Source organism: Micromonospora sp. ABR4_055, assembly GCF_056160425.1.
Map to the genome: position 1 here is coordinate 58,959 of NZ_JBSWXD010000005.1, position 23,605 is coordinate 82,563.

Here is a 23,605-nt window from a genome sequence, read left to right on the forward strand (position 1 = left end):
GTAGCCGCTGCGGATACTCCACCCGGCGTCGCCGGTGCCCTGCCTCGGGTTGACCTACCTGAGTCGGCTGCATGCGACGGATCAGTGCCCACGGCCGAACACGTCGACCAGCCCCCACCGACCGGGGAGGTCCAGCAGCTCGATCCGGCCGATGCCGCGCGGCAGGTGCGGGCGGACGATCAGATGCTCGCCCTTCGGGTCGAGACCGAGCATGGAACACAGGAACATCAACACCGCCCCGGCCGACCAGGAGTGCGGGCTGCACGCAGCCGGCAGCTGAACCGGATACTTGGTCAACTTCCGGTCGTAGCCCGCGAACGCGCTGGGCAGGCGGCCGTCGAAGAACTCCGAAGCATCGATGATGGCACCCGCTACCCGGGCGGCTTCCTGATGGAAGCCGTACTGACGCATGCCGTGGGCGATGAGGGCGTTGTCGAACGGCCAGATCGCCCCGGTGTGGAAGCCGACCGGGCTGTACCGCCCGTCGCCCTCGGCAAGGGTACGGATGCCCCAGCCGGTGAAGAGCCGCTCGCTCATCAGATGTTTGACGACGTGCCGAGCCTTGTCCGGGTCGACGATACCGCTCCACAGCAGGTGCCCCATGTTCGAGGCGCAGGCGTCGACGTGGTTGCCATCGGCGTCCACGCCGAGCGCGTAGTAGCGGCCGTCGCGGATCCAGAACCTCTGGTTGAACCGGCGCTTGAGCTCGGCGGCCTGGGCTTCGAGCTCGGCGGCGTACGCCGGATCGTTCCACACCTCACGGGCCAACCGGGCACCGCGACGTTTGGCGTCGTAGGCATAACCCTGGAGCTCGCAAGTGGCCCGGGGGCCGACCGGTAACCGACCATCGCGGTAGGAAATGGCATCGGGCGTGTCTTTCCAGCACTGGTTCTCCACGCCAAGTCGGTCGTTGCGTCTGGCGTACCAGAGGTAGCCGTCGCCCATGATGTCGCCGTACTCGTCGATCCACCGCAACGCCCGTCGGGTGTGGAACTCGAGCTCCTGGGCGATCGAGGTATCTCCGGTCCATCTGTCGTACGCGTCGAGCAGGATGACGAACAGCGGCGTCGTGTCGGCCGCACCGTAGTAGGGGCAGGCGGCGATCTCCCCGAACCCGGCTCGCTCTCCGAACCGGAACTCCTGGAGGATCTTGCCGGGTTCCTCCTCGGCGAAGTCGTCGAGCCGGGTTCCCTGCGCGTCCGCGAGAAAGTGCAGGACGTTCGGCACCATCGACGGGATGAACGGCAGTAGCTGCAGGCAGGTTACGATGCTGTCCCGACCCTGCAGTCCCATCATCCAGGGCAGTCCGGCGGAGAACTGCTGTTCCCCACGCAGGTTCCCGGTAAAACGCAGTGCCGCCAGATCGGTGAGACTGCGGCGGTACGCCTGGTCGAGTGGGGCCGAGTCACAGCTCAGGGTGGGGGCGGCGGCGAGCCACTCGGCCAGCACCCGGCTCGCATCCACCATGCCCGGGGCGTCGAAGTTTGGCGCGGTCACCCGGATGTCCCGCCCATGGATGCCGCGCACCCAGTAGATCAACTGCAGGACGGTCTCCCACGATCCGTGCGGCCCGACGCTGATGTCGAACGTCATCCCGTGGTCGTCAATCGCCGCCTCAGCGCTGCTGGTGATCACCACTTCACGGCACTGATTCTCCCGGGTGTAGTACATGTGCAGGGTGTCCTGCTCGACAGCGGTGGAAATCTTCCCTTTCTTGTGCACGTTGGCGTACTCGGTGGAGTCTGCGAAGTCGGTGGCGATGTCGAGCCGGACCCGTAGGTCGACCGCGACTTCCTGGTGGTTGAGCACGGTCAGCTGCTCCACGAAGGCGCCACCACCGAGGCGACGCTGGCGGATCACCGACATGCTCGCGTCGACGTAGTGGGTCGGCTCGCCCGGAACAAGGAAGTAGCGCGATTCGAAGTACTGAAGGTCGTCAACGGACAGCACGGAGAGGCGTTCGCCGTTGACGGTGAGATTCCAGACGGACAGGTAGCGCATGTCGAAACCGAACAGCCCGGTAGGCATATCCGTCGAGGGCGACACGTCACCGCGCTCGTCGCTGACCATGAACAGGTTGCCTTCGAGGATGCTGGTGTACTTGAGGTTCGTCACCTGGCTTCCTTCCAACCCTCCGCCAGCTGCCGCGGATGCCGGGCACCCACCATGTCGGGCAGCAGCCAGTTGAGCATCGGCAGCAACGCGATCACGCCCTCCAGGGTGAGCCCGAAGCGGATGAATGCGGGGAAGAGTCGTTCCTTCCCGCACAGGATCTGTTCGAACAACACGCTGTCGATGGCGACGACACAATCCGCATCGGCACCGGACTGTTCGGCCCGCACGCGGCCCGCCGCGAAACGCAGCAGCCACTGCTCAGTGTGATCGCGGTACCGCACGTCGAAGCGCAGCGAGCCGTCGACTGCTGGGGGCAACCGAGGATCGCGTTCGTGGACGCTGGCGAAGAAGGCCTCCGTGGTCGCTGACAACCCGCCACCTCCCTCGCCTGCCACCTCCCTCGCCTGCTACTGGACGAGTCTGCCGCCAGGCCGGACGCGACATTGCCGATCGCGTCGGCAATCACCCGTCAGGGTGTTTGACGACGCCGTGGGCAGCTCACGCGGGTCCGCGCCGCCGACGCGGACCGCGGTCGGCAGATCCGCCGCCCTCATCGGCGATCCCCGCGCAGCCCCCACACACCACCATGTATTGACTTTCGTTGAAGTGAGCGTGATTCTTAGGTAGGACAGCTTCGGGAGCCGGCAGCCACGCGGGAGCAGGGCAACTCTCCGCAGGACCGTGACGCGCAGCGCACATCCGTGCGCGCTCGCGGGCGACGATCCGTGCTTTCGCTACCGCGCCCCGTACCGGCGCGCACCAACCGAGGTTGGAGTCTGTAATGCCCACACTCACCACCACCGGCCGGCGACCACTCGCGCTGTACGCCCTGGTCGTTGCCGTCGCCGCCGGGCTGCTGCTGACCACCGCACTGGCCAATGTCGCCTCGGCCCATGGATCAGTGCTCGATCCGGCCTCCCGCAACTACGGATGTCTCGACCGCTGGGGCGGGAACCACATGGCACCGGAGATGGCCACCGAGGATCCCATGTGCTATCAGGCATGGCAGGCCAACGCTGCCGCCATGTGGAACTGGAACGGCCTCTACCGCGAAGGCGTCGGCGGCAACCACCAGGGCGCCATCCCGGACGGCCAGCTCTGCAGCGGTGGACGCACCGAGGGCGGCCGCTACAACGCCATGGACGCCATCGGCAACTGGCGGGCCAAGTCAATCAGCAACTCGTTCAGCGTCCGATTGTTCGATCAAGCCAGCCACGGTGCCGACTACATCCGGGTGTACGTGACCCGGCAGGGCTTCAACCCGATCAGCCAGGCACTGGGCTGGGGCAATCTGGAGCTCGTCGCCCAGATCGGCAACACGCCGGCGTCGCAGTGGCAGAGCGTGCCCAGCGGGGTGCAGATCGACATCCCGGCGACCGCGCCGGGGCGCACCGGCCGACACATGGTCTACACCATCTGGCAGGCCAGCCATATGGACCAGTCCTACTACTTCTGCAGCGACGTGAACTTCGGCGGCAGCAACCCGCCGCCCACCACCGCACCTCCGACCACGCCGCCGCCCACCACGGCCCCGCCCACCACCGCACCCCCGACCACGCCGCCGCCCGGATCGGCCGGATGTACCGCCTCCTACACGGTCGCATCGAGCTGGTCCGGCGGCTTCCAGGGTGAGGTCCGGGTGACCGCCGGCTCCTCGGCGATCAGCGGCTGGACGGTGACCCTGGCCTACCCGAGCGGGCAGACCGTGCAGCAGGCGTGGAACGCCACGGTCTCGGCCAGCGGGTCGACGGTTACCGCCCGTAACGTCGCCTACAACGGCAGCCTCGGCGCCGGTGCCAGCACCAACTTCGGCTTCATCGGCTCGACCGCCGTCGCCGCATTTCCGGCAAGATCGACATCGGTCGAGGGAGGTTGACCGGATTACACGTCGGAAACAGTAGGTAACAAGGACATGATTGTCTGCGACCGTCGGCGTGGATACAGTCGTAGCTTCCCGAGGCCGGGAAGCACCAGGTCACCGCCGGTCATCCGGACCAGCCATGTGCTCCGGAGTGGACCTGACCGCGCCGGAAGCCGGTAGCGCAGGGAGGATCAGCCATGCCAGGAGTCGTCCGCGCCGCCATCGTCCAGACCACGTGGACAGGCGACAAGGAATCCATGATCAAAGCGCACGAGGAGTACGTCCGGCAGGCCGCCGCCCAGGGCGCGAAGGTGATCTGCTTCCAGGAGTTGTTCTACGGGCCGTACTTCTGCCAGGTGCAGGAGAGCGAGTACTACGCCTACGCCGAGTCGATCCCCGGGCCGACCACCGAACGGTTCGCCGCCCTCGCCGCCGAGCACAACATGGTGATGGTGCTGCCGATGTACGAACGCGAGCAGGCCGGGCTCCTCTACAACACCGCCGCTGTGATCGATGCTGACGGCAGCTACCTGGGCAAGTTCCGCAAGACCCACATCCCCAACGTCAAGGGCTTCTGGGAGAAGTTCTACTTCCGCCCCGGCAACCTCGGCTACCCGGTCTTCGACACGGCCGTCGGCCGGATCGGCGTCTACATCTGCTACGACCGGCACTTCCCGGAAGGCTGGCGGGCGCTGGGCCTGGCCGGCGCGCAGATCGTGTTCAACCCGTCGGCGACCAGCCGCAGCCTGTCGTCGTACCTGTGGAAGCTGGAGCAGCCGGCGGCGGCGGTGGCCAACGAGTACTTCATCGCCGCGATCAACCGGGTCGGCGTCGAGGCCGACTACGGCGACAACGACTTCTACGGCACCTCCTACTTCGTCGACCCGGAAGGCAAGTTCGTCGGCGACACCGGGGACCCGTACCAGCCGGAGCTGATCGTCCGCGACCTCGACCTCGACCTGATCGAGACGGTCCGCAACCGGTGGGCCTTCTACCGCGACCGCCGCCCGGACGCCTACGGTGACCTGGTCCAGCCCTGACCGGCCCTGATCCGGCGGAAGGAACCACTCAGATGGCACTGCTGATCACCGGCGGCACCGTCGTCGGACCCACCGGGCCGTACGCCGCCGACGTGCTCGTCGACGGCGAGACGATCGCCGCGATCTTCGCCCCCGGCACCGGGCCGGCCGACGGCGTCGACGTCCTCGACGCCAGTGGCAAGTACGTCATCCCCGGCGGCGTCGATGTGCACACCCACATGGAACTGCCGTTCGGCGGCACGTTCGCCAGTGACACCTTCGACACCGGTACGAAGGCCGCCGCCTTCGGCGGCACCACCACGATCATCGACTTCGCGGTGCAGCGCGCCGGTGAGGTGGTCGGCGACGGACTGACCGCCTGGCACGCCAAGGCGCAGGGCAACTGCCACGTCGACTACGGCTTCCACATGATCATCGGCGGGGTGGACGACGAGTCACTCAAGGCGATGGACTCCCTGGTCGCCACCGAGGGGATCACCAGCTTCAAGCTCTTCATGGCGTACCCAGGGGTGTTCTACAGCGACGACGGGCAGATCCTGCGCGCGATGCAGAAGGCCCGCGACAACGGCGCCACGATCATGATGCACGCGGAGAACGGCATCGCGATCGACGTGCTGATCGGGCAGGCCCTGGCCCGGGGTGAGACCGACCCGATCCACCACGGGCTGACCCGCCCGGCCGCGTTGGAAGCCGAGGCGACCAGCCGGGCCATCGCGCTGGCCGGGGTCGCCGCCGACTGCCCGCTCTACATCGTGCACCTGTCCGCCAGCGAAGCCCTCGCCGCCGTCGCGTCCGCCCGCGACGCCGGCCGCAACGTCTTCGCCGAGACCTGCCCGCAGTACCTCTACCTGACCCTGGAGGACCAGCTCGGCGCGCCCGGCTTCGAAGGCGCCAAGTGGGTCTGCTCCACGCCGCTGCGCAGCAAGCACGAACCCCACCGCGCCGACCTGTGGCGTGGCCTGCGCACCAACGACCTGGCGGTGGTCTCCACCGACCACTGCCCGTTCTGCTTCAAGGACCAGAAGGAGCTCGGCCTCGGCGACTTCTCCAAGATCCCTAACGGGATCGGCGGCGTCGAACACCGGGTCGACCTGATCTACCAGGGCGTCGTCGACGGCAAGCTGTCCCTGGCCCGCTGGGTGGAGACGATCGCCACCACCCCGGCCCGGATGTTCGGTCTCTACCCGCGCAAGGGCGTCATCGCCCCCGGATCCGACGCCGACATCGTCGTCTACGACCCGGCCGGCCGGACCACGATCTCGGCCGCCACCCACCACATGAACATGGACCACTCGTCGTACGAGGGTTTCGAGATCACCGGCAAGGTCGACACCGTGCTGTCGCGGGGCACCGTCCTGGTCAGCGGCGACGGCACCTACCACGGACGCGCCGGCCACGGCCGCTACCTGCGCCGCGGCCTGTCGGACTACCTGCTCTGAAGGGGGTACGCCAGATGGACTTCGGCGTCGTGTTCCAGTGTGACCCGCCCGGCCGCGAGCTGGTGTCGCTGGCCCAGCAGGCCGAGCAGGCCGGCTTCAGCCACGTGTGGACGTTCGACTCGCACGTACTGTGGCAGGAGCCGTTCGTCATCTACAGCCAGATCCTCGCCGCCACCACATCGGTGACAGTCGGGCCGATGGTGACCAACCCCAGCACCAGGGACTGGACCGTCACCGCGTCGACGTTCGCCACCCTCAACGAGATGTACGGCAACCGCACGGTCTGCGGCATCGGCCGGGGCGACTCGGCGGTCCGGGTCCTCGGTGCCCGCCCCACCACCCTCGCCGAGCTGCGCGAATGCGTCACCGTCATCCGTGACCTGGCCGCCGGGCGGACCGTACGCTACCGCGACCGGGACATCACCTTGCCGTGGGTCAGTGACGGGGCGCTGGAGGTCTGGGTCGCCGCGTACGGGCCGAAGGCGCTCGCCCTGGCCGGCGAGGTCGGCGACGGCTACATCCTGCAGCTCGCCGACCCGGACATCGCCGCATGGATGATCGGCGCGGTCCGGGCCGCCGCCGAACGCGCCGGCCGCGACCCGGACGCGGTCACCTTCTGCGTCGCCGCCCCCGCCTACGTCGGCGACGACCTGGCCCACCAGCGGGACCAGACCCGCTGGTTCGGCGGCATGGTCGGCAACCACATCGCCGACATCGTCGCCCGCTACGGCGGCGACGGCAGCGCGGTGCCGAAGGTGCTCACCGACTACATCGCCGGCCGGCAGGGCTACGACTACGCCGAACACGGCCGGGCCGGCAACACCCACACCGACTTCGTACCGGACGAGATCGTCGACCGGTTCTGCCTGCTCGGCCCGGCCGAGGAGCACCTGCGGCGGCTCGCCGAGCTGCGGGAGCTCGGCGTCGACCAGTTCGCCGTCTACCTGCAACACGACGCCAAGCAGGAAACCCTGACCGCGTACGGCGAGCAGATCATCCCCGCGTACCGCCGGGTGGTCGCGTCTTGACCAGCGGCCCGACCAGCAGCTGGGCGAGGCGGGCCGGCGTCGCCGGGGCCGCGCTGGGCGCGCTCGCCCTGGCCGCCGCAGTCTGGGAGGGCTACAAACTGGTCGGCGACCCCGACGGTACGGACCTGTTCGGCGTACCGCTGCTGCCGCGCGCCGACGACGCCGCCATGCCGCACCTGGCCGACGTGGTCGCCGGCCTCGGCGACGTCGACGTCGCCGCCGGCCAGCCGGTGTGGCGGGTCGTCGTCGACGCCTGCCTGTTCACCCTCGGGGTGACCGGCGTCGGGTTCGCCGCCGGCACCCTGGTCGGGCTGATCCTGGCGGTGGCGATGCAGCGGCTGCGGATCGCCGAACGGGGACTGCTGCCGTACGTGGTGCTGTCGCAGACCGTGCCGTTGGTCGCCCTCGCCCCGGTGATCGCCGGCTGGGGCGGGCGGCTGTCGATCGGCGCCTACCCGTGGCAGCCGTGGATGTCGGTCGCGGTGATCGCCGCGTATCTGGCGTTCTTCCCGGTCGCCGTCGGCATGCTGCGCGGCCTGCAGTCACCACCGGCCGCCGGGGTCGAGCTGATGCGCAGCTACGCGGCCGGCTGGTGGCGCACCTTATGGAAACTGCGGGCCCCGGCCGCGCTGCCGTACCTGTTCCCGGCGCTGCGGCTGGCCGGGGCGGCGGCCGTGGTCGGCGCCGTCGTCGGGGAGATCTCCACCGGCACCCGGGGCGGCATCGGCCGGCTGATCCTGGAATATTCGCGGCAGGCGACCAGCGCCCCGGCGAAGGTGTACGCGGCGATCCTCGGTGCCGCCGCGCTCGGCCTGGTCGTCGCCGCCACGGTGACCCTGCTGGAGCTGGGGCTGACCCGCCACCAGCGGCGAGTGGCGGTGACCGGATGAGCAATGAATTCGCCGTCGAGATCACCGGGGTCGACAAGGTCTTCAACGCCGGCCGGGCCGACACGGTCACCGCGCTGACCGGGGTGGAGCTGACCGTCGGGCGGGGCGAGTTCGTGTCGCTGATCGGGCCGTCCGGCTGCGGCAAGAGCACCCTGCTGCGGCTGATCGCCGACCTGATCACCCCGACCGCCGGCACGGTCACCGTCAACGGCAAGGCCGCCCGGCAGGCCAGACTCGACCAGGAGTACGGCATCGCCTTCCAGCAGGCCGGGCTGTTCGACTGGCGGACGGTACGGCGCAACGTCGAACTGCCGCTGGAGCTGCGCGGGGTGCGGCGGACGCAGCGCAGGGAACGGGTCGACGAGATGCTGCAGTTGGTCGGGCTCGCCGACTTCGCCGGCCACTACCCGGCTCAGCTCTCCGGTGGCATGCAGCAGCGGGTGGCGATCGCGCGGGCGCTCGCCGTACACCCGCCGTTGCTGTTGATGGACGAACCGTTCGGTGCCCTCGACGAGATGACCCGCGAACGCCTGCAGGACGAACTGCTCGGCATCTGCGCCCGCACCGCGACCAGCACCGTCTTTGTCACCCATTCGATCTCCGAGGCGGTGTACCTGTCCGACCGGGTGGTGGTGATGTCGGCCCGGCCGGGTCGGATCACCGCCATCGTCGACGTCGCCCTCGGCGAGCGCACCGAGCAGACCCGGCAGTCGGCGGAGTTCTTCGCCGCCGTCACCGAGGTCCGCCGGGCGTTGCGCGGCACCGACGCGCCGGCTACCGGAGCCGCGCCGGCCTCGGCACCGGCGGCTGCCGAATCGGCGGCGCAGTGAGGTCGTTGCGGGCGGCCGGGCCGCCGGTCGCCGTCGGGCTCGTCGGGCTGGCGCTGTGGGAAGCGACGGTACGGCTGGGCCGGGTCGCCCCGTACGTGCTGCCGTCGCCGTCGGCGATCGCCGAACAGTTCTGGGCCAGCCGCACGGTGGTGCTGACCGCCGGGCTGGCCAGCGGCACCAACGCGCTGATCGGCCTGCTCGCCGGGGCGACGCTCGGGGTGGCAGTGGCGTTGGCGGTGAGCCGGCTGCGGCTGCTCAGTGAGGTGTCGGTGCCACTGGCGGCGCTGGTCAACGCGCTGCCGATCATCGCGCTCGCCCCGGTGCTGAACAACATGTTCGACGCGGCCAGCAGCGTGCCCCGGCGGATCGTCGTCGGCCTGGTCGCGTTCTTCCCGGTCTTCGTCAACACGCTGCGCGGGCTGCGCCAGGTGCAGCCGATCCACCGCGAGCTGATGGCCAGCTACGCCGCTGGCGGCTGGACCTTCGCCCGGCTGGTGCGGCTGCCCGGTGCGCTACCGTTCGTCTTCACCGGGCTGCGCCAGGCGTCCTCGCTGGCGGTGATCGCGGCCGTGGTCGCCGAGTACTTCGGTGGGCTGCAGGACGGGCTGGGGGCGCGGATCACCTCGGCGGCGTCGCTCACCGCGTACCCCCGGGCCTGGGCGTTCGTGGTCGGCGCCTGCCTGCTCGGCCTGGTCTTCTACCTGGCGACCCTGGCTCTGGAACGCCTCGCGATGCCGTGGCGCACCGGCCAGACCCCGTGACCTCCGCTTCCCCTGGCGCTCCCGTCCGCGCGCCGCAGTCCCCCGCTCCATCATCGCGACCAGGAGGAACGACGCCAGATGAGAAGACGGATGGCCGCCGCGGCGGCGCTGACGGGTGCCGCGCTGCTGATCAGCGCCTGCGGTACGGCGGACGAGGAGCCGGAGGCTGGTGGCGGTGCCACCGACGGCACCACCACGGTGAAGGTCCAGTTGCAGTGGTTCTTCCAGGCCCAGTTCGCCGGCTACATCGCCGCCGTCGAAAAGGGCTTCTACGAGGAGGAGGGCCTTGACGTCGAGCTGCTCGAAGGTGGGGTGGACATCGTCCCGCAGACGGTGCTCGCCCAGGGGCAGGCCGACTACGCGATCGCCTGGGTGCCGAAGGCGCTCGCGTCGCGGGAACAGGGCGCGCAGATCACCGATGTCGGGCAGATCTTCGCCCGCTCCGGCACCTACCAGGTGGCGTTCGCCGACTCCGGCATCACCGGGCCGGCGGACCTGCGCGGCAAGAAGGTCGGCAACTGGGGCTTCGGCAACGAGTTCGAGTTGTTCGCCGCGATGACCCAGGCCGGGCTGGACCCGGGTGCCGACGTGACCCTGGTGCAGCAGCAGTTCGACATGCAGGCGCTGCTGCGCGGCGACATCGACGCCGCCCAGGCGATGAGCTACAACGAGTACGCGCAGCTGCTGGAGGCGGAGAACCCGGACACCGGTGAGCTGTACACACCGGAGGACTTCACGGTGCTCGACTGGAACTCCGTCGGCACGGCGATGCTGCAGGACGCCATCTGGGCCGACACCAGCAAGCTCGACGACCCGGCGTACCAGGAGCAGACGGTCAAGTTCCTCACCGGCACCATCAAGGGCTGGGCGTTCTGCCGGGACAACCCGGAGGAGTGCCGGGACCTGTCCGTCGCGGCCGGGTCGACGCTGGGCGCCAGCCATCAGCTGTGGCAGGTCAACGAGGTCAACAAGCTGATCTGGCCGTCGACCGGCGGGATCGGGCTGATCGACGAGGCGGACTGGGCGCGTACGGTCGAGTTGTCGCTGGCCACGAAGAACCAGGACGATCAGACGGTGCTGACCGCCGAGCCGGAGGGGTTGGCCTACACCAACGACTACATCAGCCAGGCGCTCGAAGCGGCGGAGGCGGACGGCGTCGACGTCACCGGTGCCGACTTCACCCCGCTGACCGTGACCCTCAACCCCGGCGGCGCCTGAGCACCTGCTCTCTGGGAGTCGACGAGTACGCAGGCGCACATCGATGCGGTGACCGGGCCGGTGGCAACTGCCATCGGCCCGGCCGTCGATCCCGTAGGCATCCCCCGTCGAGACAGGGTGGTGGCGCCACCGGGTTTCTGGACTACGCGACGTCCAAGCGGACGTTCCCGATTCGCGCAACTATGTCGAGGTGCCCGCCAAGGCCCGTGACGTAGGCTCTCAGTGACTCGAGGCTCGTGGCCTCACCGTTCTCGATCTGGCTGATGCGCGCTTGCGACAGGCCCGCAGCCTCGGCCAGCTGCACCTGGGTGAGGCCCAGCTGCTTTCGAATCTCGGCGAGCTGGGCACCGCTCACGGAAGCCAGCATCTGCTGACGCATCGCGGCGCGTTGGGCAACGCGGTCAGGGCTGTCCCACTCAGGGTCGGCCGCCCGCGCCTTGGCTTTGACGTCTCGCCAGTTCGTCGGACTCACTCGTCCTCCTTGAGTAGCCTCAGGTGCTCGTCGAACCTCGCATCGGCCAGCGGGATCGCCGTGTCGTACCAGGCCTGCCACCGGCCAGACTTATCGCCCGCGACGAGAAACACCGCCTCTCGAAACGGATCGAAGGCGAAGATCATCCGGACTTCCGAACCGCCGGTCGATCCCGCTTCCGCCACCCGGTCGGCAGTGACCGGGTCGGTCCGGCAGCGGCTACGGCGAACGGGTGGCGGACGTCCTTCGTGAACGGATCAACGAGGGCGTCTTCCCACCCGGCGTCCGGCTGAGCGAGAACGCCCTCCGCGAGGCGCTCGGCGTGTCCCGCAACACCTTGCGGGAAGCGTTCCGGCTGCTGTCGCACGAGGGCCTGCTCACGCACGAGTTCAACCGCGGCGTCTTCATCCGGGAGCTGACCGCCGCCGACGTGCGAGACATCTACGCGTTCCGCCGGATCATCGAGGGCGCCGCGATTCTCGCCGCCGCCGACGCGCCACCGAGCGCGCTGGACCGCCTCGGCGAGGCGGTCGAGGCTGCCGAGGTCGCCGCCGACGCCAGCGACTGGACGCAGGTGGGTACGGCGAACATGCGGTTCCACCAGGCCGTCGCCGACCTGGCCGGCAGCAGCCGTCTCAGCCGGACCGCGCGTCGCCTGCTGGCTGAGCTACGTCTGGTGTTTCTGGTGGTCCCGGCCGCGCAGGCGTTCCACCAGCCCTACATCCGGTACAACCGGCAGATTCACCAGCTGCTCGTCACGGGCGAGTTGACCGAGGCCCATCGGGTCCTGACCGGCTACCTCGACGACGCCGAACGCCAACTCCTGGACGCTATCCCGCCACAGCGGACCGACGACGCTCCCCCGGCCGGCTCCGGCCGCGCGGCCCCTACGCGTACACCGCGATGAACGTCGTCCTGTGGGTGCTGCAGTGGACACTCGGCGCGGTGACCCTGTCGTCGTTCCTCAGCATGCCCTATCTCATCCGTCGGGGTTACGCACGCCAGCCGATCGGCGCGGCCGCGATGGCGACACGTTCGGGTTGTGTTGCGGCATCGGAGTGGTGGTGCCCTGGCTGGCCGGCCAGGCGCGGATCGTCACACCGATCGCTGCCATGGCGATCGGGCTGGTCACGGTCTTCGACAGCCTCACCAATCGGATGGACGCGGCGGACGCCACCTTCAACACCGCGGTGCTGGTGATGGCGGTGACCGTCGCAGCCGGCCGCTTCCACGACCTGAGCTCGGACACCGGTCCGACACCACCCCTGGGCTGGAGCTTGCTCCTCACCAGCACCGCCCTTGTGGTGGTCGCCATCTGGGGCGCCCGGTACGCGATCTCCCCGGCGCTGCGCTGGGCGCAGGCCGTCACCGGACTCGCCGGCGTACTGGTCGTCCTCAGCGCATTCGCCGGCCTCTGGGCGCGACGACCGAGCGTCGGTCGTTTGCCCGCCAATACCCCAAGATCAGTTGATGAAAACCGGGTTTGTGCCGGCGTGTCGCCCGTATTTTCATCAACTGATCTTCGCAACCGGCGACAGGATCGAGGCCAGATGGGCAGCGGCTACACCGACCAGGAGGGGCGCGACACGGGAAGGACAAGGCCGTCCAGTAGAATCCACTGTACTGACTCAGCATGATGGCTACGGGGCGAGGCATGCACGATGTCCGGTCTGCTATGTCGCACCGGCTGAAGGACACGCCACACCAGCTGCGGGGCAGTGGCTTCGTTCACCCGGTCCGGGTCGCGGTCGCCGTCTGGTTCGCCGCAGCCGTCGTCGCCGTCGCCCAGTCGGCGGCGGCGCTCACCCGCGCCCGGCACGACCGGCTCGCCGACCTCGACGTGTACGTGGAGGCGACCACCGGTCTGCGGCAGGGCACCAGTCTCTACGACTACGCCGCTGCCGGCACCGAGGCGCCGTTCACCTATCCGCCCCTGTCCGGCCTGCTGTTCGTACCGCTGACGCTGATCGACATCGACGTGCTGCGGGTAATCTGGACGGCGGCCACCGTTGCGCTGGTGGCGCTGCTCGCCGTGATCGTGGCCCGCTCCGATGGGATCCACTGGCTCCTGCCCCGGCAGGTGGCACCGGCGGCGATCGCCCTGCTGCTGTTCGCGTCGGCTCCGGTCTCCAGCAACCTCCGGTTCGGCCAGGTCAGCGTGATCCTGACCCTGTTGGTGCTGGTCGACTGCCTGGGGCGTGCCCCGCGCCGGCTGGCGGGTGTCGCCACAGGTCTGGCCGCCGCCGTCAAACTCACCCCGCTGATCTTTATCCCCTACCTGTGGCTCGCTGGCGAGCGACGAGCGGCGGTCACCGCAGCTGGGACCTTCCTCGCCGGTACCGGTCTGGCCTGGCTGATCCTGCCGGGCGAGTCGGCACGGTTCTGGCTCACCGAGATGTGGGACGTCGACCGGGTCGGCAACATCGTCACCGCCGGCAACTAGTCGATCAACGGTGCCCTACTACGGCTGGGAGCACCCGACGACGCTCGTACCCTCGCACTGTTCACCGCCGGGCTCGCGGTGGTCGCGATCGCCCTGGTACGCGGCGCGGTCGCCTACCGGGACGGGGACCGGTTGGCCGGCGTGGTGATTGTCGGCGCCGCCGGCCTGGCGTTCTCGCCGGTGTCCTGGACCCACCATCAGACCTGGCTCGTGCTAGCCGCCCTACTGGTGGTGGGCGAGCGCCGAGGCCGCGCACCGGCCTGGACCGGTCTGGTGGCTGCCACCATGATCCTTCCGGTGATGTCGATGGGCGACGGGCTGCCCACCGCAGACCTGACCGACAACGTCCGGGTGCTGCTCGCGTTGGTGGTGGCCTGCCTGGTCCCGACCGTCGGGGGTCGACCAGGGTCCGGTCTTCCTGGGCGGGCCGAGGTGCCCAACCTCACTGCCCGACGCTTTAGGACGGCGGCTTGGCGGTAGTCAGTTCGCCGCAGCGGGGGCACCAGCGGCTCTTCACCTTGAACGAGAACAGCCCGGCGAGGTAGCCGAGCAACACGGCACTGGTCAGGGCACAAACGTCCATCGTGATCCACTTTCCACTGGGTCTGGAATGGGGTCGGGCTCGTGGTTGCCGCCACCGGCCCGACCCCGGCTCGCGCAGACGGCGGGCGGGTTATGGGTGTGCGGCTGGCAAGGGATCGACGCCGTTGGGTGGCCGGTGCCGCTGCAGCACCCCGGGGCGGGCCAGCGCTGACTTGTAGACGCCGATCGCGGCCATCCGCCCGTCCCGCCCGGCCAACGTGATCGTGGCGAGGATGCCCACCACCGGGGACTCGGCGTCGTCCAGGCCGTACCGGATGTCGGAGACCCGGACCGTCATCGACCGGTCGCCGAACACCCAGTCGGCCTTGCCGAGATGCAGGGTGTCACCGACCCGCAGGAGATCACCGTCGGCCATCAGTCGTCCCGGCCGTCGTGGACGTACCCGTCCGGCCACAACCCGGCGTACTGCAACACCGCCCGCACCCGACGCGCCTTGACCTGATCCCACCGGTCCAACACCGCCAACGCGCCGGTGAACGGCGGGCAGAACGCCGCCACGTCACACACCCGGCATTCGGCCAACCGACTCGGCATGTGCACGGCGACCGTCTCCCGCGCCCGATCCAAACGTCCACGCCCGGCCGGTTCCGCATCGCCGCCGCCACCTCGTCCAGCACCGCCCGTTCGGCGTCGACAGCCGGACGCTCGGCGTCCGGCGCGGGCGCCACCGCACGCGCGGCCAGCAGCCGGAACCGTGGGTCCCGCCCGATGTCCGTCTGCCCCGGCGTCCGTCGCGGCAACGGCGGCCGGTTCGGCGTCGGACCTTCATTGCGAACGACGTACGGCGACCCGCCATACCTACTGCGGGGACCTTGGTTCCTGGTCAAGAGCTTCTCCTTCGCAGGGAGGACTGTTGAGAGGTCTGCGGCAGGTACAGGGCCGAATTCAGGCACAGCGGGCAAGAGCACTGGGGTCACCAGTGCCCTCGATTCAACATCCGTGATCCGTGGGGGCCGGGATTCTTGGCCGACTGACCAGCGCAGAAACCTCAAGTAAGCAGAGCTTATAATGATTGTGATAAGGCTGCAAGTGGCGTTGGCCAACAAGGTTCCCCACCCGAGTACGGTCAGTGAGCCAAGCCGCCACGCATCCGGCACCATGATCGGAGGCAGCAACCGGAGGCAACCATGACAGACCAAGGCTGGACCAGCAGCTCAGACCCGTACCTCGTCGCGCAGCAGCACGACGCGTGGTCCGCCGAGGCCGCCGGCCGGGGACGCGTCGGCACGCAACAGCTACTCGGCGTCGAGACCGTCGACGCGGACACACAGGTCAGACGCGCACTCGGACTCGCCGCCGGCGAACGAGCCGTCGTCCGCCGCCGCCTCATCCTGGAAGACGATCGGCCCGTCGAACTCGCCGACTCCTTCTACCCGGAGCCCATCGTCGCCGGCACCCCACTCGCCGACAACCGCAAGATCAAAGGCGGCGCGGTACGGGTCCTCGCCGACCTCAACCTCGCACCGCATCAGGTCAGCGAGCACGTCACCGCCCGACGGCCGACCGATCAGGAACAGGAACTCCTCGACATCGCCGCCGACGAACCGGTCCTGGTCCTCACCCGCATCAGCCGCGCCGCCACCGGCCAACCCGTCGAGTACGCCGTCATGCGCACCGTGACCAGCCGCTCCACCGGCCACACCTACCAGATGCAGGTCCCACCCGCATGACCAACGAACCCGACCCCGCCGCTGCCAATGACGTACGCGACCGCCAGCGCCAGATCGCGGCCGATCTCCGCCGACAGATCCTCACCGGCGAGTTCAAGCCCGGCGACAAGGTGCCCTCCACGGCCCAGCTCTGCGAGCGGTACGGCGTCTCCAACCTCACCACTCAACGCGCACTCGCCATCCTCAAGAAGCAAGGATTCGTCCGTGGCGAGTCCGGGGTCGGCGTGTTCGTCACTGCCAACCAGCCGATCGTGGTCGAAGCGAACCACTACCCGGGCCAGACCAGCAGCGCCAATCCGTACCCGTGGATCAGTGAGATCGCAAGTCACGGCCGCCGCAAGACCAGCCGCCTGCTCTCCGTTGACGAGGTAACGCCGCCGGTCGCGGTCGCCGCGGCGTACGACCTCGAACCCGACACCAGCGTCATCCGCCGGCGGCTTCTGCTCCTGCTCGACGACGTCCCGGCCGAACTGGTCACCAACTACTACCGGACCGACCTCGCGCATGGCACCTCGCTCGCCGAGCACCGCCTGATCAAAGGCGGATCCCTCCGGGTGCTCGCCGAACTCGGCAAGCACGCCGGACCAGCCGTCGACGATGTCGAAGCCACCATGCCCACCATCGACGAGTTCATCGCCCTGCAGATGCCCGACGACATGCCCGTGCTGCGCCAGTTCCGCACCGTCTACACCACCGACGGCGAACCCATCGAAGTGACCGAGATGATCAAAGCCGCCCACCGGCACAAGGCCAGATACCTCCTACCCGGACCGTCGGAAGCCTGACCTCGCTGCCAGAACTGCCGGACCGCCACCGAGGCGGTGGAGCTGACCTCGGTCAACTCCAGCAAGCGGATCACCCAGCAGGTGCAGAAGCTGCGCCGTGGGCTCGACCCGTGGAAACGCACCCGCCCCGTCAAAGAACTCGACCAGGCGGTACGCAGCTACCGGTCAACTCCGTTCGGCTGACCCCAGCGGGCGCACGAAGACGGCGTACTCCCGGTAGTAGGCACCCGGCGGTCCAGGCTTCGTGCCGACCCGCCGCCACCCCCACCGCTCGTAGAGTGCGTGGGTGGCGGTCGCGACCGGGTTGGCCGACAGCGTCGCCCGCTCCTCGCGTCGACCACCGAGGAACGTGTCGTGCAGGCCGCGCCCGATGCCCCTGCCCTGCCACGCCTTGCGTACCTCGATCTCGGCCAGGACCACGGTCCGCTCGCCGCCACGCTCGTCGGTGAAACCCGGCTCGGGCGCCGGATCGAGCCCGCCGAACCAGTCCCGCTCCTGCCGCAGGCTGTACCCGAAGACGAAACCCACCAGCTCGCCGCCGCTCCGGGCCGTCACCAGCTCGTAGTTACGGGCACCCAGCGCAGCCGTCGCCCGATCACGGAAGGCATCCGACTTGACGCCGGTGTCCTCGCCGGGGACCTGGCCGTAGGCGTCGGCGTAGACCTCGGCCAACTGGTCCAGCATCGCGGCGGCAGCGGCGGCGTCGAGACGGGCGAACGAAACGTCGGTCACACTGGCCACCGTACGTGTGTACCGATGTCCATCATTCCCCGTGCCGCTGGGAGTTCTTGCTGACGGGAGCAGCATCGGTCGCAGGTCGCCCAAGTGTTGAGAGAAGATTGAGACGCCATCTGGTCTGGCTTGGGCAAACGTGGAAACGACCGAGAGATCCGCGCCGCGTGGCCGACACGCTCGGGAGCTGTGGAACGAACCAACCCCTGGCAGTACAGCAGGAGTCGTTGTGAACTGTGGATACGGCCGCCCGCCACCGTCGTTCGCCGGCTACTCGCCTGCAATGGCAAGCCTGCAGGCATCGTCACCGGCCCCCGCAGGGGACGGCCAGAGGGTAGCCTGTGACGACCGGGGCACGCCCGGCTCAAACCCGCCATGCCCTAGACCTGTGAGCATATGGAGTCTTTGCAGACTAGCGGTGACCAGATGCGGCACCGGATTCAGACGGTGCTCGTCAGTGTGCTCGAACGCACTCGGCTCATGCGAGTGCAGACCAGCCGCCAACTCCTCGTCGAACAGCTCCAGGATCGTCTCGGCCCCTTCTCGCTCCGTGAGCACCCCGAGTTGCGGCTGCAGATGGCTGAACTGGTGCGTGCCTGCAGCCGACTCCCCAACGGGCTGCAGATCCTGGTGGAGACTGTCGAGCACCTAGAACCGGGCACGGAGGAGGTCGTTCGGTTGCAGCGTCTCCGGGACGAGTGGGAGGCTGTCGAGGTCTTGACCGAAGAGGACTGGGCCCGGCTGCGTCCTCTCCTGGCGAACTTCGTGCCCACCAACATGACCGTTCTGTACCAGCGCGCCACCGAGCATCGGTCGCCTGGGCCGCCATCGTGGTGCGCCGACGCCTGGCAAGCATTCATTTACCTTGCCGGGCAGAATGCCGGTCCCGACGGCCTGCCGCCCAGCGTCGCCTTCCTGGTGCTACTCGAGGACCAGCTCGACGCACAAGACGCCCGGTGGATCCGGCTACGGAACAGCCGGCTGGCGACCGGACAGGGTCTGACGTCACAGCTGGAGGATCGGCGGGCATACCTGCACAGCGGTGGTGAACAGCCGACGAAGACCACGGCCTACCTGGTCGTCCAGGTGGAGCCGCACCTGGATCCCGGCGACGACGACACTTACGCGGTGTCGCACTTCCGCCAGTGGTACGGCGCCGACGCCTGGCATTCCCGGCGGAGTGAACCGCGCCTAGTCCGTCTCCATGACCTGGAACGCGAAGTGGAGCGGGTGATCGAGCAGATGGAGATCGACTGGTCAGACCGAACCGGTACCGTCGTGGTCGAGTTCGTCCTGCCGTGGGAACTGCTTAACGTCGGGGTGGACCGCTGGCGCAAGGAGATCGACAGCTCGCGGCCAATCGCTCTAGCCATGGACTATCCGGTGGTGGTCCGCAGTCTGGAACGGCTGCGCACCCGGCGCTGGCACCGCGCCTGGCACCAGCGCTGGCGGCAACTGCTCGCGGCTCCTGCCCATAGCGCCGTCTTCTGGAGCCACCCCAGCGGCAAGGACTACTTCACCCGGCTCGAGTCCGAGCTGAAAGCCGACGATCGCGTGGTCTCACTGGTTCTCAGCGAGCCACCGACGCAACGCGGCGAAACCGGCCAGCAGGAGATGGAGGCGGCCCTCCGGGCCGGACTGCCGGTCATCATCTGGCATCGGGGTGACTGTACCAGCGCCGAGTTCCGGGAAGCGGTCACCAGTCTGGTAGTCGACGGAGGCCTGGGACAACTGCCGACCCGCGCCAAAGAACTGCGGCATCAAGCGCTACGGCTCGAGCCCGCTCTGCGGGACGGCCACATCGGCCATCACCTGACGATCCTTTGGGACGATCCGGAGCGCAGGCCCGACGCACTGGGGGCTCCCGCTGATCGAGGAACACGGGAGAGCTCGTGACCGGGGTCGACGCGGAGGACACCTGGGAGGCGATCTCCCAGGCGCTGCGGCCACTGTCCGGTTCATCGCCCGCCCCGGCGACCAGGTGGGGGGTGACGGTGCTGGTCGACGACGCCCCCTCGATGGCGGTGTGGCGAGACACTATCGACCGTGTGGTGGCCGTTTTCCGTGATCACGAAGATTTCGGCAGCGTCGAGGTGGTCTTGTTCGACACCTCCGAAACGGATCATGCACGCCAGGTCGGGCACGTCGCGACCGACGGTCGGATAGTTCTGGTGCTGTCCGATGGCGCGGGCCGGGCCTGGCTCGCAGGAACGATGCCGGCACTGCTTCGAGCCTGGGGCCGCCGCGCACCGGTCGCCATCGTGCACTTGCTGCCCCAAATACAGTGGTACCGGACCGGAATCCGACCCCGGCGGCTGCGGATGTGGCAAACCGCGCTCGGCAGTGCCGCCAACGCCGACCTAGCGTGGGAGATGCAGAACCCGGTTCCGCACTTCCTTGACGATTCCGAGCCCGCAGGCGTCGACCCAGTCCCGGTACCTGTGCTCGAACTCGATCCCCGCTGGATCGCTGCCTGGGTCCGGCTGTTCAACGGCGGCGAGTCCCAACTACCCGCGGTGTTGGCCGCCACACGCGTCACGGACACCGTCGCGCCGCCCTTGACGGAAGTAGCCCACTCCGCGCGAATGCGCGTGCGCGAGTTCACCGCGTGGGCCACGCCGACCGCAGTCACGCTCGCCACGCAGCTCGCCGCTGCCCCGCTCAACCTGGCCGTGATGAGATGGGTACAGCGAGCCCTGATCCCGGAATCACAGACGTCACACCTATCCGAGATTCTCAACAGCGAACTTCTGCACCCAGTCGCCACTGCGGCGGATGCGGCCGACAGCGCAGAGGTGAACTACGAGTTCCACCGGGGAGTCCGCGAGGAACTACTCGCGGCCGGGCGCCGAACGGACGCGGTACGGGTGCTGCGGGTGGTCGACGAGCAGCTGGGGCCTACGGTTCCGGCGGTCCGCGGACTTAGCCGGATGCTCGACGACCCCGACTCCACGCCGGTGCCATCGGTGACCCCGGAGACTGCCCCCTTCGTACGGGTCGAGCAGGCCGTGCTCCACGCCCTGTCCGGCCGCTATCTCGCCCGCGCGCGCTATCTACACGAGGCGCTTGGCGTCGATGCGGACACGCCGTCGGCCACTACTACACCGGGCATGCCTTCTGTGACAATGGAGACGGCATCGGATAAGGATGATCGGACGACAGAAGGAGTGCCAATCATGTCGAGCGGGGTGGCGAATATGGCTGAGCCGCAGAAAGCACCGGCCGGCGCGCCTGTCGTCTGGGGCAGCGTCCCGCCTCGCAACCCCAACTTCACCGGCCGCGAGTTGCTGCTAGAGCACCTACACCAGCGGATGCGGGAGGGCACGACGGCTGTGCTGCCGCACACGCTGCACGGCATGGGCGGCGTCGGCAAGTCGCAGTTGGCGGTCGAGTACGTCTACAGCCACCAAGCCGAATACGACGTAATCTGGTGGATTCCGTCGGAACGTCCGGCCCAGATCAGCAACGCGCTGGCCGAGCTCGCACAGCGCCTGCAACTTCCGGTGGGGCTGGAGGCCAACGCCGCTGTCCCGGCTGTGCTGGAGGCACTGCGACTCGGGCAGCCGTACGCGAACTGGCTTTTGGTCTTCGACAATGCGGAAAGCCCTGCGGCGGTACGGCGCTACTTCCCCAGTGGCGGGCCTGGCCGCATCATGGTCACTTCCCGCAACCCACAGTGGTCGAGCATCGCCCACCAGATTGAAGTCGACGTATTCGACCGACGGGAGAGCATCGAACTGCTCCGCCGCCGCAGCCCAGAACTCAGCGACGAGGATGCCAGCCGGCTGGCCGAGGCTCTCGGCGACCTTCCGCTGGCATTGGACCAGGCTGCGACCTGGCGCGCCGAGACCGGCATGCCCGCCGACGAGTACCTACGGCTGTTCGAGGAGAAACGCACCGAGCTACTCCAGGTCTCGGTGCCTTTGGACTATCAGCTGCCGGTCGCCGCCGCCTGGAACGTATCCCTTGACCGTCTGGCCAGCTCCAGCCCCGGAGCGCTGCGGCTCCTGCAGGTGTGCTCGTACTTCGCCGCCGCACCCATCCCCCGGGCCCTGTTCAGCCGTGGCCGGGCCAGCAACGTCCACCCGGAACTCGACGAGGTGCGGCGCGACCCAATGCGGCTCAACAAGGCCATTCGCGAGATCAACCGATACGCCCTGGCCAAGATCGACTATCGAACCAATTCAGTCGAGATGCACCGGCTAGTCCAGGCGGTACTGATGGACCGACTCGACGACGCCGAGCAAGTGACGATGCTTCATAGCGCCCACCTCATGCTCGCCGACGGCGACCCGAACGACCCGAGCTCACCGGACAACTGGCGCACCTACGCTGACCTGTACCCGCACGCAATGGCGGCCAAGGCATTCCGGTCCACCGACCCGTGGGTGCAACAGCTTGTCGACAACCTTTCCCGCTATCTCTATTGGCGGGGCGACCACCAGGACGCATTCGACCTGGCTGAGCAATCCTACGAAGTCCGGCGCGACCAGCTAGGCGCCGACGATCCGTTCACGCTACGGATGGGCCATTGGGTGGGCTGGCTGCTGTTCGTCCTCGGCCGGTTCGAGGAGGCAGCCCGTCACAACCTGGAGGTGCTCAACACCTATCAAGAGATCATGCAGGAGGACAATGAGGACCTGCTGCGCGCGCTCGGCGCCGTCGCCGCCGACCGTCGGGTGGCTGGCGACTTCAAGGGCGCCCTAGAACTCGCCGAGGAGATCTATCAACGGCACGTGCGGGCCCTAGGCCCGGATGACCCGGAGACCATCACGGCGAGCCACAACCTCGCCGTGAGCCTACGGCTTTCCGGTGACCTGAAACGGGCCTACGAGCTCGACCAGCAGAACCAGCGACTGCAAATCCAGCTCTACGGCAAAGATCATCCGATGACCCTGGAGAGCGCCCGCAACCTTATTACCAGCCGGCGTGAGCTCGGCGACTACGTGGGTGCCCGCGCAGAGGCGGAGGCGGTCGCCGACCGGCTGCGCCGCCAACTCAGATCCGGCCATCCGCAGACCCTACGGACGTTACGGACCCTGGCGGTCACGCTACGCAAAGCTGGCGACCACCAGGCAGCTCGCCGAATCTCCGAAGAAGTCCGCGAAGGCTTCCGCAAGCGCTACGGTGAGGACAATCCGAACACCATCGCCGCGTCCCTGAACCTGTCCAGCGACCTCCGGGAGACCGGAGATCTCGACGGCGCCGCCCAGCTAGGCGAACAGGTGTATAAGAGCTACCGCCGGCTGCTGCAGAATGACCAACACCCGCACACAATCGCTGCCCGGCTCAACTGGGCCGTCACCGAGCGGATGCGCGGCCATTTAACGCAGGCACGGCAGATGGACGAGGAGGGCTTCGCCCAACTGCGGGAGCAACTCGGCGACGACCATCCGCTCACCCTGGCCGCAGCGCTCAACCTCGCGAGCGACCACTACGCCGAGGGGGACTACGAGCAGGCGCACGTGCGCGACGTGGACGCAACCGAACGACTAAGGCGCGTTCTTGGCGCGGAACATCCGACCACTCTGGCCGGCTACGGCAATCTTGCGATGGACCTGCTCAAAATGGGCCGAGCACAGGAGTCCGCAGAGCTGCACACGGCGACGGTAGCGCTATTCCGGCAACTTCTCGGCGACGCTCATCCGGCCACAGCAGCCGCGGTAGACCTCAGCCGGCGGGCCAACTGCGACATGGACCCGCTGCCGCTGTAGGCGA

Annotated in this window: 24 protein-coding genes; 17 read left to right on the forward strand and 7 right to left on the reverse strand. The window is 68.5% G+C overall.

Annotation, left to right across the window (positions count from 1 at the left end):
- Window positions 1-81 precede the first annotated feature (81 nt).
- Together ACXAHD_RS03300 and ACXAHD_RS03305 are read right to left on the reverse strand one after the other, a co-directional pair.
- Window positions 82-2,115, reverse strand: a complete 2,034-nt coding sequence (locus tag ACXAHD_RS03300; RefSeq protein WP_281554183.1) for an amylo-alpha-1,6-glucosidase — start codon at window positions 2,113-2,115, stop codon at window positions 82-84.
- The gene (locus tag ACXAHD_RS03305) at window positions 2,112-2,486 is read right to left on the reverse strand and encodes an SCP2 sterol-binding domain-containing protein (RefSeq protein ID WP_281554182.1); all 375 of its coding nucleotides are present in this window, start codon (window positions 2,484-2,486) and stop codon (window positions 2,112-2,114) included. The genes ACXAHD_RS03300 and ACXAHD_RS03305 overlap by 4 nt, the downstream gene beginning before the upstream one ends.
- Before the next feature lie 410 nt (window positions 2,487-2,896).
- On the opposite strand from ACXAHD_RS03305, the gene ACXAHD_RS03310 reads away from it, so the two are divergent.
- From ACXAHD_RS03310 to ACXAHD_RS03345, 8 genes are all read left to right on the forward strand, one after another.
- The gene (locus ACXAHD_RS03310; RefSeq protein WP_475048491.1) at window positions 2,897-3,991 is read left to right on the forward strand and encodes a lytic polysaccharide monooxygenase auxiliary activity family 9 protein; all 1,095 of its coding nucleotides are present in this window, start codon (window positions 2,897-2,899) and stop codon (window positions 3,989-3,991) included.
- A 182-nt stretch (window positions 3,992-4,173) separates the two neighbouring features.
- Complete coding sequence (locus tag ACXAHD_RS03315) at window positions 4,174-5,016, forward strand: nitrilase-related carbon-nitrogen hydrolase (RefSeq protein ID WP_278168285.1); 843 nt, start codon at window positions 4,174-4,176, stop codon at window positions 5,014-5,016.
- A 32-nt stretch (window positions 5,017-5,048) separates the two neighbouring features.
- Entirely contained in the window at window positions 5,049-6,455 is a 1,407-nt protein-coding gene (hydA, locus tag ACXAHD_RS03320) for a dihydropyrimidinase (RefSeq protein WP_289212568.1), read from the forward strand.
- Window positions 6,456-6,469: 14 nt separating this feature from the next.
- A complete protein-coding gene (locus tag ACXAHD_RS03325; protein ID WP_281554178.1) occupies window positions 6,470-7,483 on the forward strand; it encodes a TIGR03842 family LLM class F420-dependent oxidoreductase in 1,014 nt (337 codons plus the stop codon).
- Complete coding sequence (locus tag ACXAHD_RS03330; RefSeq protein ID WP_281554177.1) at window positions 7,480-8,373, forward strand: ABC transporter permease; 894 nt, start codon at window positions 7,480-7,482, stop codon at window positions 8,371-8,373. Before ACXAHD_RS03325 ends, ACXAHD_RS03330 begins: the two co-directional genes overlap by 4 nt.
- Window positions 8,370-9,203: an ABC transporter ATP-binding protein gene (locus tag ACXAHD_RS03335; RefSeq protein ID WP_281554176.1), complete on the forward strand. Its 834-nt coding sequence runs from the start codon at window positions 8,370-8,372 to the stop codon at window positions 9,201-9,203. The genes ACXAHD_RS03330 and ACXAHD_RS03335 overlap by 4 nt, the downstream gene beginning before the upstream one ends.
- Complete coding sequence (locus ACXAHD_RS03340) at window positions 9,200-9,964, forward strand: ABC transporter permease (RefSeq protein WP_281554175.1); 765 nt, start codon at window positions 9,200-9,202, stop codon at window positions 9,962-9,964. Before ACXAHD_RS03335 ends, ACXAHD_RS03340 begins: the two co-directional genes overlap by 4 nt.
- A gap of 78 nt (window positions 9,965-10,042) precedes the next feature.
- Window positions 10,043-11,182 carry an ABC transporter substrate-binding protein gene (locus ACXAHD_RS03345; protein ID WP_289212567.1) on the forward strand — a complete coding sequence of 380 codons (1,140 nt, stop codon included), beginning with the start codon at window positions 10,043-10,045 and terminating at the stop codon, window positions 11,180-11,182.
- Between the two features lie 142 nt (window positions 11,183-11,324).
- Here the strand turns inward: ACXAHD_RS03345 and ACXAHD_RS03350 are convergent, their stop codons facing one another.
- The gene (locus ACXAHD_RS03350) at window positions 11,325-11,654 is read right to left on the reverse strand and encodes a helix-turn-helix domain-containing protein (protein ID WP_281554173.1); all 330 of its coding nucleotides are present in this window, start codon (window positions 11,652-11,654) and stop codon (window positions 11,325-11,327) included.
- Window positions 11,651-11,839, reverse strand: a complete 189-nt coding sequence (locus ACXAHD_RS03355; protein WP_281554172.1) for a type II toxin-antitoxin system RelE/ParE family toxin — start codon at window positions 11,837-11,839, stop codon at window positions 11,651-11,653. The genes ACXAHD_RS03350 and ACXAHD_RS03355 overlap by 4 nt, the downstream gene beginning before the upstream one ends.
- Before the next feature lie 47 nt (window positions 11,840-11,886).
- On the opposite strand from ACXAHD_RS03355, the gene ACXAHD_RS03360 reads away from it, so the two are divergent.
- The 4 genes from ACXAHD_RS03360 (at window position 11,887) to ACXAHD_RS03375 (ending at window position 14,577) form a co-directional block, all read left to right on the forward strand.
- Window positions 11,887-12,561: a GntR family transcriptional regulator gene (locus ACXAHD_RS03360; RefSeq protein ID WP_281554171.1), complete on the forward strand. Its 675-nt coding sequence runs from the start codon at window positions 11,887-11,889 to the stop codon at window positions 12,559-12,561.
- A 157-nt stretch (window positions 12,562-12,718) separates the two neighbouring features.
- A complete protein-coding gene (locus ACXAHD_RS03365) occupies window positions 12,719-13,291 on the forward strand; it encodes a hypothetical protein (RefSeq protein WP_475048501.1) in 573 nt (190 codons plus the stop codon).
- Between the two features lie 38 nt (window positions 13,292-13,329).
- Window positions 13,330-14,097, forward strand: coding sequence for a glycosyltransferase family 87 protein (locus ACXAHD_RS03370; protein ID WP_281554169.1), 768 nt, complete (start codon window positions 13,330-13,332; stop codon window positions 14,095-14,097).
- Between the two features lie 78 nt (window positions 14,098-14,175).
- Window positions 14,176-14,577, forward strand: coding sequence for a hypothetical protein (locus tag ACXAHD_RS03375; protein ID WP_281554168.1), 402 nt, complete (start codon window positions 14,176-14,178; stop codon window positions 14,575-14,577).
- 193 nt (window positions 14,578-14,770) lie between these two features.
- Here ACXAHD_RS03375 and ACXAHD_RS03380 read toward each other — a convergent pair whose 3' ends face one another.
- Window positions 14,771-15,055: a hypothetical protein gene (locus ACXAHD_RS03380; RefSeq protein ID WP_475048506.1), complete on the reverse strand. Its 285-nt coding sequence runs from the start codon at window positions 15,053-15,055 to the stop codon at window positions 14,771-14,773.
- Window positions 15,055-15,240, reverse strand: coding sequence for a hypothetical protein (locus tag ACXAHD_RS03385; RefSeq protein WP_475048509.1), 186 nt, complete (start codon window positions 15,238-15,240; stop codon window positions 15,055-15,057). Before ACXAHD_RS03385 ends, ACXAHD_RS03380 begins: the two co-directional genes overlap by 1 nt.
- A gap of 587 nt (window positions 15,241-15,827) precedes the next feature.
- Here ACXAHD_RS03385 and ACXAHD_RS03390 point away from each other — a divergent pair.
- Genes ACXAHD_RS03390 through ACXAHD_RS03400 form a run of 3 tightly spaced genes read left to right on the forward strand, consistent with a single transcriptional unit; the run spans window position 15,828 to window position 17,338 of the window.
- Entirely contained in the window at window positions 15,828-16,370 is a 543-nt protein-coding gene (locus ACXAHD_RS03390) for a GntR family transcriptional regulator (RefSeq protein ID WP_475048511.1), read from the forward strand.
- Window positions 16,367-17,155 carry a GntR family transcriptional regulator gene (locus tag ACXAHD_RS03395; protein WP_475048514.1) on the forward strand — a complete coding sequence of 263 codons (789 nt, stop codon included), beginning with the start codon at window positions 16,367-16,369 and terminating at the stop codon, window positions 17,153-17,155. Before ACXAHD_RS03390 ends, ACXAHD_RS03395 begins: the two co-directional genes overlap by 4 nt.
- 36 nt (window positions 17,156-17,191) lie before the next feature.
- The gene (locus ACXAHD_RS03400) at window positions 17,192-17,338 is read left to right on the forward strand and encodes a hypothetical protein (protein WP_475048517.1); all 147 of its coding nucleotides are present in this window, start codon (window positions 17,192-17,194) and stop codon (window positions 17,336-17,338) included.
- Here ACXAHD_RS03400 and ACXAHD_RS03405 read toward each other — a convergent pair.
- Window positions 17,321-17,896: an N-acetyltransferase family protein gene (locus ACXAHD_RS03405; RefSeq protein ID WP_475048518.1), complete on the reverse strand. Its 576-nt coding sequence runs from the start codon at window positions 17,894-17,896 to the stop codon at window positions 17,321-17,323. The two genes, ACXAHD_RS03400 and ACXAHD_RS03405, sit on opposite strands and share 18 nt — an antisense overlap.
- Before the next feature lie 438 nt (window positions 17,897-18,334).
- Here ACXAHD_RS03405 and ACXAHD_RS03410 point away from each other — a divergent pair, with 438 nt between their 5' ends.
- Window positions 18,335-19,783, forward strand: coding sequence for a VMAP-C domain-containing protein (locus ACXAHD_RS03410; protein ID WP_475048521.1), 1,449 nt, complete (start codon window positions 18,335-18,337; stop codon window positions 19,781-19,783).
- Window positions 19,780-23,601 carry an FxSxx-COOH system tetratricopeptide repeat protein gene (gene fxsT / locus ACXAHD_RS03415; protein WP_475048523.1) on the forward strand — a complete coding sequence of 1,274 codons (3,822 nt, stop codon included), beginning with the start codon at window positions 19,780-19,782 and terminating at the stop codon, window positions 23,599-23,601. The genes ACXAHD_RS03410 and fxsT overlap by 4 nt, the downstream gene beginning before the upstream one ends.
- Window positions 23,602-23,605: the final 4 nt, after the last annotated feature.